This is a genomic window from Kocuria sp. CPCC 205263 (assembly GCF_040981075.1).
Classification (GTDB): Bacteria; Actinomycetota; Actinomycetes; order Actinomycetales; family Micrococcaceae; genus Kocuria; species Kocuria rosea.
On record NZ_JAVKPV010000013.1, the window covers coordinates 69,831 to 80,567 of the forward strand.

Consider the following 10,737-nt stretch of genomic DNA (forward strand, 5'->3'; position numbering starts at 1 on the left):
CCGCAGGAGGGCGCGCACCGGGCGGCTAGACTGGTGCACCGGACCCCCCGCCGTGAAGACGGCCCGCTTGGTGATCAGGAGGATCAGTGCCCGAGTCCAAGAACCGCCGCAAGAAGCCGGCCCGCCGTCCGGGCGGCTCCGGACGGTCGACGCCGGCCGCCGCCCCGCCCGTCGACGCGGAGCTGGCGCGGCTGGCGGCGGAGGGGCTGCCCGGCGGCTCCACCGCGTTCGACCCGGAGGCCGCCGCGAACGCGGTGGCGCAGGAGCTCACCGAGCGCTCCCGGCACGGCTCCCCGGAGACCCACGCCCCGACGCCCACCTGGTACAAGGCCATCATGCTGGGCCTGCTGGTGGCCGGGCTGCTGTGGCTCATCGTCTACTACCTCTTCCAGGGCACCTATCCCGTGCCCGGGATCGGCACGTGGAACATCGGGGTGGGCCTGGCCCTGATGATGGTGGGGCTGATCATGACCACGAAGTGGCGGTGACCTCGGTGCCCCCTGCCGGCCCCGGCCACGAGGACCTGCACCAGGACCCGCACGAGGACCCGCAGGAGCCCTCCCCCAAGCCGCTCGAGGACGAGATCGCCGAGTCCCGGCCGAAGGACGGGCGGCGGTTCAACGCCGCCACGTTCGAGGTGCGGCTGCGCCGGTGGGCGCTGCTGGTGCTGGTCGCGGGTCCCGCGATCTGGTTCCTGGTGCAGCAGCTCCGCTAGCCGCACCGGCCCGCGGCACCGGTCACGGCGCGCACGGAAGCGGCCCGCACCCCTGCCAGGGGTGCGGGCCGCTTCCGTGCGCGCGGGCGCCCGTCGTGGATCAGGCCTGGGCCGAGACGGCCTCCTGGCCCTCGACGGTCTCCTCGGGGTCGTTCTGCGGCGCGGTGAACGCGACGTCGAGGCTGATGACGACCTTGTCGGAGACGAGGACCCCGCCGGCCTCCATCGCGGCGTTCCAGGTGATGCCGAAGTCCTTGCGGGAGATGGTGGTCTCGGCTGAGAAGCCGGCGCGGGTCACGCCGAAGGCGTCGACGACCACGCCGCTGAAGTCGGTGGCGAGCTCGACGGTGCGGGTCACGTCCTTGATGGTCAGCTCACCGGTGATCGTGCCCTCCTCGCCGTCGAACGCCACGGCGGTCGAGGTGAAGGTCATCGTGGGGTGCTCCTCGACCGCGAAGAAGTCGGCGCTGCGCACGTGGGCGTCGCGGTCGGCGTTCTTGGTGTCGATGCTCGCCATCTGGACGGTGGCGTTCAGGGTCGAGCCCTCGACCGGGTCGGTGACCTCGAGCTGCGCGTCGACCTCGCCGAAGGTGCCGCGCACCTTGGAGATGCCGGCGTGGCGGACGGTGAAGCCGACCTCGGAGTGGGCGGGGTCGAAGGTCCAGGAACCGGGGACGAGACCGTTGAGCTGGGACATGGTGTTCTCCTTGGGCTTGGCGACGAGCAGGTTCTTGCTTCGTCAACTACTCTAGGAGCACCTTGGTGATGTGTCAACAACGAGGTTCGAGAATCTTCGGGGACCCCGGTGCCCGCCTCCGGGCGCTCAGGCCTCGGGGTCCAGAGCGGAGCGGTCGTTGAGCTCGTGGAACCGGCGGCGGTGGTAGACGAGGGGAACGCCCGTGCCCTCGTGGCCGAGGACGTCGACCACGGCGGCGTTGAACACGAGGGCGGGCCCGGCCTTGATCCGGGCCAGCGGGACCGCGCGCAGGACCCGGGCGACGTTCAGCAGCCGGGGCTCCCCCGTCTCCAGGTACTCCCAGGGCATGTCCGCCCCGAAGCGCGGCGCCCCGGAGACGGCGAAGGACCGGGCGAGGTCGAGGTTCTCGGCGTCCAGCAGGTGCACCAGGAAGGAGTCGGCCTCGGCCAGCAGCGCGGCCGAGCCCTGACGGGCCTGCAGGGAGAAGCCGAGGATCGGCGGCACGGCCGACACGGAGGACACCGAGGACGCCGTCAGGCCCACCGGCCCCTCGGGGCCCCGCGCGGTGATGATCGCGACCCCCGCGGGGTGGTGGGCGAAGGCCGCCTTGAACGCCTCGCCCACGTGCTCGAGGTCCTGGAGGTGGTCGGCCGGGACCTCGAGGTCGGCGACGGACGCGGCCGCGCGCTCGGCCGGGGGGCCGGGCGGCGGGACCGCGCTCAGCCGCGGCTCCTCCGCCGCCCGCTCGGGCGTCCGCGCAGGACTCTGCTCCGGTGCGCCGCCGGCGGGCGCGTCGTCGTCGTGCCCCCGACGAGGCCGGCGTTCGTGGTGCTGGGCCGCCATGAGTGTCCTTCCGTGGAGAGCCGTGGGAACGGTGCCGCCGGGCGGCCCCACCTGTCCACGCTACGTCCGGAACCGGAGCGGGAGTCAATCGATTCCGCCGCTGACGGGGCGGGAGAAACCCGACGTCACAGTCTTGCACGGGCGCCGTCGTCGTGTCCGGCGCCCCCGGGTCACCGGGTCAGGCCCCGGTAGCCGCGGGCGTAGTGCACCAGCGGGTCGTCGGCCTGTGCCTCCGCGACCCCGCGGCCCATCGCGGTCACCTCGCCCACGACGACCCGGTGCGTCGCGGCGGTGTGCACGGCCACTGTGGAGAGCTCGAACCACGCGAGCGCCCCGTCCAGGACGGGCGCCCCCGAGCGCGGCGCGCGCCGGAAGGGCACGCCGTCCAGCAGGCCCTCGACCGGATTGCCGGGGCTCGCGAGCCAGTTGGCGATCCCCTCCTGGTCCCGGCGCAGCACGGAGAGCGTCCACGCGCCGGAGGACTCCACCGCGTCGCAGATCCGGCCCTCCTCGAAGAGGCTCACGAGCATGGTGGGCGGGTCGTAGGAGACGTCGAGGAACCCGGTCACGGTCGCGGCGACGTCACGTCGGCGGTGCCGGGCGGCCACGACCGCCACGCCGGAGGCGATGTCCGCGGCGAGCACGCGGTAGGCGCCGACGTCCTCGGCGTCCGGCGCCGCCGGGTCGATCAGGTGGGCCGGTGCGGGATCGGGGAGCTCCATCCCGCCAGTCTGGCACGGGGACTCAGCGCTCCGGCCGGGACCGTCCCGTCATCCGGAGGGTCAGGTTCAGCCGCCCGCCCTTCATGCCCAGCGCGGCCGCCCCCGTGCCGGGGCGGATGCGCGGCACCCCGTGGAACGCGTAGCGGGAGGGTCCGCCGAAGACGAAGAGGTCGCCGCTGCGCAGCTCCACGTCCCGGTACGGCGCCGAGCGGGTCTGCGTGTTCCCGAAGCGGAAGACGCAGGTGTCCCCGAGCGAGAGGGAGACGATCGGCGCGGCGGAGGCCTCGTCCCTGTCCTGGTGCATGCCCATCCGGGCGTCGGCGTCGTAGAAGTTCACCAGGGCGGTGTCCGGCCGGTAGTCCTGCGCGTCGGGGCTGCCCGGGCCGTAGGCCTCCTGGGCGGCCCGGCGGCCCAGCTCGGTCAGCCACGGGGGCATGTCCGGTGCCCGTTTGCGCTCCCCGGTGCGCAGATAGCGGTAGGGCGCCCAGTCCCAGCCCAGTGTCGTGGAGCGCACCGACATCCGGCCCCCGCCCGGGAGCACCATGTGCCGCATGGGCACCGGACCCACGGCCCACTCCCGGCAGCGGAGCACCAGATCCCGCTGCTCCTCGGGCCCGAGCCACCCCGGCACGTGGACGGCGCCGGGGGCGATCTCCGCGCGCTCCCGGGGCAGCTCGAACAGCTCGGGCGCCGGGAACGGGGTCGAGGGATCGATCATGCTGCCGAGCGTAGCCGCGACCGCCGACACCGCGCACGGCGCGCACCGGCACCGCGGGCGGCGGCACCGGTGTGCGCCCCGCCACGGCGGTCCCGGGCGGAGAGGAGTAGCGTGGAGGGTCTCCCGATCACCGTGAAAGGTCCGCCGTGCCGCTGCCCCTGTCCGTCATCGACTTCGCCACCGTCCGCAAGGGCGCGTCCGTGGGCGAGAGCTTCGCCGACTCCGTGCGCCTCGCCCAGCACGCCGAGCGCCTGGGGTACCTGCGGGTCTGGTACTCGGAGCACCACAACATGCCCACGATCGCCTCCTCGGCCCCGGCCGTGCTGATCGCCCACGTCGCCGCGCACACCTCCACCGTCCGCCTGGGCGCGGGCGGCGTCATGCTGCCCAACCACTCCCCCCTCGTGATCGCGGAGCAGTTCGGCACGCTCGCCGAGCTGCACCCCGGACGGATCGACCTGGGTCTGGGCCGGGCCCCCGGCACGGACCTGCGGACGGTGCGGGCCATGCGCCGGGACCCCTCCGCCGCCGAGCAGTTCCCGCAGGACGTCCGCGAGCTGCAGGGTTATCTCAGCGGCCGCTCGGTCGTCCCCGGGGTCAGCGCCGTGCCGGGCGCCGGGACGGACGTGCCCCTCACGATCCTGGGCTCCTCCCTGTTCGGCGCCCAGCTCGCCGCCGCCTACGGACTGCCCTACGCCTTCGCCTCCCACTTCGCCCCCGACGCGCTTGTGGACGCCGTGGCCGCCTACCGCGCCGGGTTCCGCCCCTCCGAGCAGCTCGCGGAGCCGTACGTCGTCGCGGCCGTCAACGTCATCGCCGCGGACACCGCCGAGGACGCCGCCGAGCAGCTCGGGACCGCCCGGCGCGAACGGGTGCGCGCCATGGTGGGCCGTGGCCGCGAGCTGAGCGAGGCCGAGCTGGACATGGTGATGGACAGCCCCGCCGGGCAGCAGATCCTGCACATGCTGCACTGGTCGGCCGCGGGCACGGGCGACGAGGTCCGGTCCGCCCTGGAGGACTTCGCGGCCACGGCGGACGCCGACGAGCTCATGATCGCCCCCGCGTCCCCCACCCAGGAGCAGGTGCTGCGCTCCCTCGAGCTCCTGGCCGGGGCCTGGGGTCAGGACGCCGGGACAGACCTTCCCTCCGCCGCGTCGCGACTGTAAATTCAGGGAGTCACCGGCGTCCGCCGTCACGGCGCCGCCCCCGGGAGGCGCCACCGCCCCCCGAAAGGTCCCCGCCATGTCCTCAGTCACCGCCCGACGCACCGTCACCGCCCTGGCCGCGGCGCTCGCCCTCTCGGGCGCGACCGCCTCCCCCGCCGCCGCGGCCCCGCGCACCATCGAGGTCGTCAACCTCGGCGACTCCTACTCCGCGGCCTTCGGCACGGGCGGGCTCCAGGCGGTCGAGGGCGTTCCCGGCTGCGTCCAGGGCACGGGACGGGACCACGTCGACAAGCTGGACTCGCACCCCCGGATCGAGGTGACCCTGGACGCGGCGTGCGCCGGCTACGAGACGCACGAGGTGCGGAAGCTCGTCTCCACGGAGCCGGTCGCCGACGCCCTCGCCTCGGCCGACCTGGCGACACTGACTCTCGGGGGCAACGACATCGGGTGGGGCGGGTTCATCGAGGCGTGCAGCGCCCCCGCCGAGGCCGCCTACGGCCCGGCGCCGTGCGACGCCAAGCTCGAGGAGGCCCCCGCGCTCATCGCGTCCGCCGCCGCCTCCGCGGCCGAGACCGTCGCGGCCATCGACGCGGCGTCGGACGCGCGCATCGTGGTGCTGGGCTATCCGCACCTCTTCGACGACCGCGCGGACAGCCCGCTGATCTCCGCCGAGCGGGCCGCCCAGCTCAACGACTGGACCGACGAGCTCAACGCGGCTCTCGCGGCGGGCGTGGAGGAGGAGGACGCCGTGTTCGTGGACGTCACCGACCGCTTCCGCGGCCACGGCGTCGGCTCGGCGGACCCGTGGATCCTCTTCGGCCCCGACGCCGGCGACCACAACCTGCACCCGACCGAGCGCGGCTACCTCTCCGGCTACTTCCCGGGGCTCCTCGGGCAGGCCGCCCGGGCCCGCTGACCGCTCGCCGGGCACGACGAAGCCCCCGGACCGTCGGTCCGGGGGCTTCGTCGTATCCGGTGCGTCACCGGCTCCCGGCCGGGGTGGGGCCGGGCGCGGGTCAGGCGTTCTTCGTCTCGTCCTTGACGGACTGTGCCGAGCCCTGGGCGGAGGACTTCAGCTGCTGGGCCTCGTCCTGGCCCTGTTCCTTGACCTCCTGGGCGCCCGACTGCGCGGTCTCCTTGACGGACTGCGCGGCTTCCTGCGCCGGCTCCTTGAGGTCCTGGGCGACCTCCTGCGCCATGCCCTTGGCGGACTCGACCGCGTGCTGGGCGTGGGGCTGGACACGGTCCGCCGCCTCGGAGACGAGCTCCTGCTCCTTCTGGGTGGAGGGCAACAGCGAGCCGACGAGCCAGCCGGCGCCCAGGGCGATCAGACCGGCGGCCAGCGGGTTGCCGCGTGTCTTGGCCTTGGCCGTGGCCGGGGCGTTCTGCACGCCCTCCCGGAGGTCACCGGCACGGTCCTGCACGCTGTCACGCAGGTCGCCCGCACGGTCCTGGGCGCCCTCCTTGAGGTGGCGGCCACGGTCGGAGGCGTCATCGGACGCTCCCATGACGCGCTCCCGCACTCCCTGCACCGTGTCCTGGACCTTGCCACGCATCTTGTCCTTCTGCCGCTCGACGACGCGATCAGGCGTCACCTTCTCGGCCACGGCATCGACGTCGGAATTGAGACGAGCACGGGTCGCCTCGATGTCGGCACGGATCTGTTCGGGGTTCTGCTGGCTCATCGGTTCTCCTTCTTGGAGGGCTTCACGGTCTCCGGGATCTCGGTGACCGTCTCGCGGGTCAGGGGCAAGGGGTCCTGGGTGGCCTCGGCCATCTCCCGCTTGCCCTCGTTGAGGTTCTTCTTGCCCATCGCGGCGAGGATGCCGGCGATGATGGCCCAGAGCACGGCCACGATGACCGAGGACCAGGCCAGGCCCACGAGGTTGCTGAGCCCCCACATGAGCGCGAGGGACAGGAAGAGCAGGACGAAGTGACCGGCCACGCCGGCGCCGGCGAGCATGCCGGCACCCTTGCCCGTGTTCTTGGCGGACTCCTTGGCCTCCTGCACCACCTGGGTCGTCTCGGCCTTGGCGAGGGCGATCTCCTGCTGGATGAGGGTGGAGAGGTTCGTGCTCAGCGATTTGAACATCTCACCGAGCGACTCGTGCTCCGCCCTGTCCTCGGCATCCGAGGGGGGAATGGGGTGACTCATCGACGGTCGCCCTCCTGGTCCGGGTAGACGGTGCCGGGCACGCGATCGGTGTAGGTGCGGGCCGCCTCGCCCTGCTCGTCGGAGCGGTAGGCGTAGGGGTCGGCCGGGGTGTAGCCCGAGGTCTCGGTCGCCGTGAGGTTGCGGTCGTAGCCCTGGTCGTAGACGGCGCCCGTGGCGACGCCCGTCCCGGCCGGCGCGCCCTGGCCCTGCTGGCCGGAGACGCCGAAGAACTCCTTGGCGCCCTGACGGTCGCTCGCGATCTCGTCGCTGTCCTTGACACCGCGGGTGGCACGGCCGGCGAGGAGCCCGACGCCGGCGGCCACGGCCAGGAAGGTCCCGGGACGACGGGCCGCGAACCGGCGGACATCCGCCAGGAGGTCCTTGGCGTCCTTGTTCTCCAAGGAGGAGGCCACGGAGTCGACGCGCCCGGAGACGTTGCCGAGCAGACCCGCCACGAAGTCCGTCTCGGGCTTCTCACCGCGGGACAAGGCGTTGATCTCGTCGCTGACGGAGCGCACGGCGGTGGCGATGCGTTCCTGCTGCGGACCCACCTGCTCCTTGATCCCGCTCCGGAGCTGGCCGAGCAGGTCCTGCGCCTGGTGGACCGCCTCGTCCTTGACCGCCACGGCCTGGTCCTTGGCGGTCTCTTTGACGCGCTGACCGGACTCGGCCGCCTCGTTCTTCAGCTGGCTCGCCTCAGCCTTGCCCTTCTCCGCGGCGACGTCCTTCTTGGAGTTGGTGTTGGTGTCGGCCGCGTGGCTCGCCGAACGATCATAGGGATTCGTAGTCATGATTCCGCCTTTCTACAGCACTTGATAAGTTCGCTGAGCATGCGAGCTGATCCCAGACTATGTCGTGGACCCGGACTCGCCAAGCATTTCCCCAGGGGCGCGGCGTTCGCCGCGGCTGCCCCGCGGGGCAGGTCTCAGGGCGACGGGCTGCCGCCGTTGACATTGAGGGTCTCGCCGATGACGTAGCTCGACTCGGAGGAGGCGAGGAACACGTAGGCGGGGGCCAGTTCCGTGGGCTGGCCGGCCCTGCCGAGGGGCGTCGACTGCCCGAACTCGGGCAGCGCGTCCTTCGGCTGCCCGTCCGAGACCTGGAGAGGCGTCCAGAACGGCCCCGGCGCCACGGCATTGACGCGGATGCCCTTGGGTGCCAGCTGCTGGCCGAGGCCCTTGGTGAAGTTGTTGATCGCCGCCTTGGTCGACGCGTAGTCGAGGAGGTCCGGCGACGGCTGGTACGCCTGGATCGACGTCGTGTTGATGATGGAGGACCCCGCGGGCAGGTGCCGCAGCGCCGCCTTGGTGATCCGGAACATCGCCACGATGTTGACGGTGAAGGTGTCGACCAGCTGCTCGTCGCTCAGGTCCTCGAGGCTCTCGACCGCCACCTGCTTGCCGGCGTTGTTGACGAGGATGTCGAGCCCGCCCAGCTCGGCCACCGCGTTCTCGACCAGGGTCGCGCAGAAGTCCTTGTCGGTCAGGTCCCCAGGGAGGAGGACGGCCGTGCGACCGGCCTTCTCGATGGCGGCCTTGACCACCTGCGCGTCGGGCTCCTCGTCCGGGAGGTAGTTCAGGGCGACGTCGGCGCCCTCCTTGGCGAACGCGATGGCGACGGCCGCGCCGATGCCCGAGTCCGCCCCGGTGATCAGGGCCTTGCGCCCCTCCAAGCGGCCGGTCCCCCGGTAGGAGAGCTCCCCGCGGTCGGTCCTGGGCTCGAGCTCGACGTCCAGGCCCGGCTCGGGCTGGTCCTGCGTCGGGGGCGACAGGACGGGGTATCGCGTCACGGGGTTCTGGAACGCGAGCTGGTCCACCGTCTCGCGGTCGGCGTTGTCCGGGTTGCCGCTGTTCGTCTCGGCCATGCTCCACTTCCTCTCGTCGTGCACTGATCTGGACAGCATACTGATGATGCGGTCGGGAGGACAACGGCTTCTCTGTGGGAGAACAGGACACCCCGCGCCCCCGTGGCGGAGGGACCGCCGAGGGGCACGGGGTGCAGGAGCGTGCCGCCGCGGGGTGACCGCGCTCAGGCGTCGAGACGGCGCAAAAAGTTCTCCAGGGCGTCGTCGAACGCGGCCGGCTGCTCGAGGTTGGGGGTGTGCCCGGCGCCGTCGACGACGACGAGCTCCGCGCCGGGGGCCAGCTCGGCCATCCGCCGGCCGGCGCCGCCGTCGAAGGCGTCGTCCGCGCCCACCACGACCAGCACGGGGATCCGGGCGCCGCGGAGCAGCTCGGTGAAGTCCTGGCGCTCGGCGCGCCCGCGCATGGCCGCGGCGGCTCCCTTCGCGGGAGCACGCTGGAGCATGGCCAGCACCTCGGCCGCCACCTCGGGGCGGGTCTCCACCGTCGACTCGGCGACCATCTTGCCCAGGACGTTGCGGCCGTAGGCCTCCATGCCGCCGGTCAGCATGGCGTCCGCGGCGACGTGGCGGCGCCGCCTGCCGGCGGCGTCCTCCGCCTCGGGGACGGTGTCGTTGACGACCAGCGCCCTGACGCGGCCGGGGTGCCGGTGGAGGAGCTCCATGGCGATCTGGCCGGACATCGAGAACCCGACCACCACCGCCCGGTCGACGGCCAGGTGCTCGAGCAGCAAGGCGACGTCGTCCGCGAACTCCTCGGTGTAGACGATCCCCTCGGTGACCTCGGACCCGCCGAAGCCGCGCAGGTCGGGGGCGATCACCCGCCAGCCGCGATCGGCGAACACCTCTACCTGACGGGCCCACATGCTCCGGTCGTAGGCGTGACCGTGCAGCAGGAGCAGCACCGGCCCCTCCCCCCGATCCGTGTAGGTCATGGTGACCCCGTTGATCCGGGCGGTGGCGGAACTGACGTCGGGCATGGTGGGAGACCTCTCTCTCGGGCGTACGGCAGGAACGCTCCCAGGGTAGCGAAGGACGCCGCCGCAGGGTCAGGCCTCACCCAGGGCCGGGTCTCACCCGCGGCCGGGACGGACCACGGTCATTCGACGACGCCGCAGGCCAGCCGCGAGCCGGCGTCGCCCGTGCCCAGCGTGGCCTCGTCGGGGCCGTCGGGGGCGTAGCGCTCCGGGACGTTGGCGTGGTTGTCGGGGCCCGAGTGGACCATCACGGCGCTGCCGTCGTCGTCGGCCACGAGGTCCTGGACGCCGAAGCGGTCGGTGACCGTCGTGAGGAAGCCCGTCCCCTCCTCCGTCACCAGGAGGTCGGGGAGGTCGCCCCGGTGGTCGGGGTGGTCGGCATCCTCGTTCCCGAGGTGGCCGCCCGCGGAGAGGAACGCGCCCGTGGTGCCGGGGTCCCCCGGGGCCGAGCTGTCCGGCTCGCAGAGGCCGGTCGCGTGCACGTGCAGTCCGTAGAGGCCGGGCTCGAGCCCCTGCACCTCGGCCACGACCTCCGTGCCGGCGGCGACCTCCGAGAAGCTGACGCTGCCGACCTCCGTGCCCTCGGCGTCCTGGAGGACGGCGCGGGAGCCGGCGCCCGCCTCCGGGGCGGCCGACGTCTCCTCGACCACGGCGCTGTCGTCACCGCCCCCGCCGCAACCGGCGAGCACCAGGGCGGTCGTTCCCATCACTGCTGCCATCAGCCTGCTCCGTCGCACGGCTCCTCCTCGTCGTCACCGGGTCCTGGACCTCGACCATAAGCCGTGGTCGGAGGGGATACAACGAGGACGGGGGGGTGTTAAATGCGGGGAGCCCCCGCACGGTGTGCGGGGGCTCGACCCTGGTGGTGTGGTCCGGCGGTGTC

The 10,737-nt window shown here is 72.9% G+C and carries 14 protein-coding genes; 4 read left to right on the forward strand and 10 right to left on the reverse strand.

The genetic code is table 11. The features are described 5' to 3' along the window. Positions 1-86: 86 nt before the first annotated feature. Both RF647_RS16565 and RF647_RS16570 read left to right on the forward strand, forming a co-directional pair. A complete protein-coding gene (locus RF647_RS16565) occupies positions 87-488 on the forward strand; it encodes a cell division protein CrgA (RefSeq protein WP_017834097.1) in 402 nt (133 codons plus the stop codon). After that, positions 485-715 (forward strand): hypothetical protein, encoded by a 231-nt coding sequence (locus tag RF647_RS16570; protein ID WP_368812698.1) that lies wholly within the window; start codon positions 485-487, stop codon positions 713-715. Before RF647_RS16565 ends, RF647_RS16570 begins: the two co-directional genes overlap by 4 nt. Before the next feature lie 100 nt (positions 716-815). Here RF647_RS16570 and RF647_RS16575 read toward each other — a convergent pair whose 3' ends face one another. The 4 genes from RF647_RS16575 to RF647_RS16590 form a co-directional block, all read right to left on the reverse strand. Beyond that, a complete protein-coding gene (locus RF647_RS16575) occupies positions 816-1,412 on the reverse strand; it encodes a YceI family protein (protein ID WP_368812699.1) in 597 nt (198 codons plus the stop codon). A gap of 126 nt (positions 1,413-1,538) precedes the next feature. Then, positions 1,539-2,255 carry a flavin reductase gene (locus RF647_RS16580; RefSeq protein ID WP_368812700.1) on the reverse strand — a complete coding sequence of 239 codons (717 nt, stop codon included), beginning with the start codon at positions 2,253-2,255 and terminating at the stop codon, positions 1,539-1,541. A 170-nt stretch (positions 2,256-2,425) separates the two neighbouring features. Beyond that, positions 2,426-2,977: a flavin reductase family protein gene (locus tag RF647_RS16585; RefSeq protein ID WP_368812701.1), complete on the reverse strand. Its 552-nt coding sequence runs from the start codon at positions 2,975-2,977 to the stop codon at positions 2,426-2,428. 22 nt (positions 2,978-2,999) lie between these two features. Then, a complete protein-coding gene (locus tag RF647_RS16590) occupies positions 3,000-3,695 on the reverse strand; it encodes an alpha-ketoglutarate-dependent dioxygenase AlkB (protein WP_368812702.1) in 696 nt (231 codons plus the stop codon). Between the two features lie 146 nt (positions 3,696-3,841). Here RF647_RS16590 and RF647_RS16595 point away from each other — a divergent pair, with 146 nt between their 5' ends. Further along, positions 3,842-4,861: an LLM class flavin-dependent oxidoreductase gene (locus tag RF647_RS16595; RefSeq protein ID WP_368812703.1), complete on the forward strand. Its 1,020-nt coding sequence runs from the start codon at positions 3,842-3,844 to the stop codon at positions 4,859-4,861. 76 nt (positions 4,862-4,937) lie between these two features. Continuing rightward, positions 4,938-5,777: a GDSL-type esterase/lipase family protein gene (locus tag RF647_RS16600; RefSeq protein ID WP_368812704.1), complete on the forward strand. Its 840-nt coding sequence runs from the start codon at positions 4,938-4,940 to the stop codon at positions 5,775-5,777. Between the two features lie 100 nt (positions 5,778-5,877). Here the strand turns inward: RF647_RS16600 and RF647_RS16605 are convergent, their stop codons facing one another. From RF647_RS16605 to RF647_RS16630, 6 genes are all read right to left on the reverse strand, one after another. Beyond that, positions 5,878-6,546: a DUF3618 domain-containing protein gene (locus tag RF647_RS16605; protein ID WP_368812705.1), complete on the reverse strand. Its 669-nt coding sequence runs from the start codon at positions 6,544-6,546 to the stop codon at positions 5,878-5,880. Further along, complete coding sequence (locus RF647_RS16610) at positions 6,543-7,016, reverse strand: phage holin family protein (protein WP_368812706.1); 474 nt, start codon at positions 7,014-7,016, stop codon at positions 6,543-6,545. The genes RF647_RS16605 and RF647_RS16610 overlap by 4 nt, the downstream gene beginning before the upstream one ends. After that, complete coding sequence (locus tag RF647_RS16615) at positions 7,013-7,807, reverse strand: hypothetical protein (RefSeq protein WP_368812707.1); 795 nt, start codon at positions 7,805-7,807, stop codon at positions 7,013-7,015. The genes RF647_RS16610 and RF647_RS16615 overlap by 4 nt, the downstream gene beginning before the upstream one ends. 134 nt (positions 7,808-7,941) lie before the next feature. Then, positions 7,942-8,880, reverse strand: a complete 939-nt coding sequence (locus RF647_RS16620) for an SDR family oxidoreductase (protein ID WP_368812708.1) — start codon at positions 8,878-8,880, stop codon at positions 7,942-7,944. 164 nt (positions 8,881-9,044) lie between these two features. Beyond that, the gene (locus tag RF647_RS16625; RefSeq protein ID WP_368812709.1) at positions 9,045-9,857 is read right to left on the reverse strand and encodes an alpha/beta fold hydrolase; all 813 of its coding nucleotides are present in this window, start codon (positions 9,855-9,857) and stop codon (positions 9,045-9,047) included. 119 nt (positions 9,858-9,976) lie between these two features. Then, positions 9,977-10,573 (reverse strand): superoxide dismutase family protein, encoded by a 597-nt coding sequence (locus tag RF647_RS16630; RefSeq protein ID WP_368812710.1) that lies wholly within the window; start codon positions 10,571-10,573, stop codon positions 9,977-9,979. Positions 10,574-10,737 lie beyond the last annotated feature (164 nt).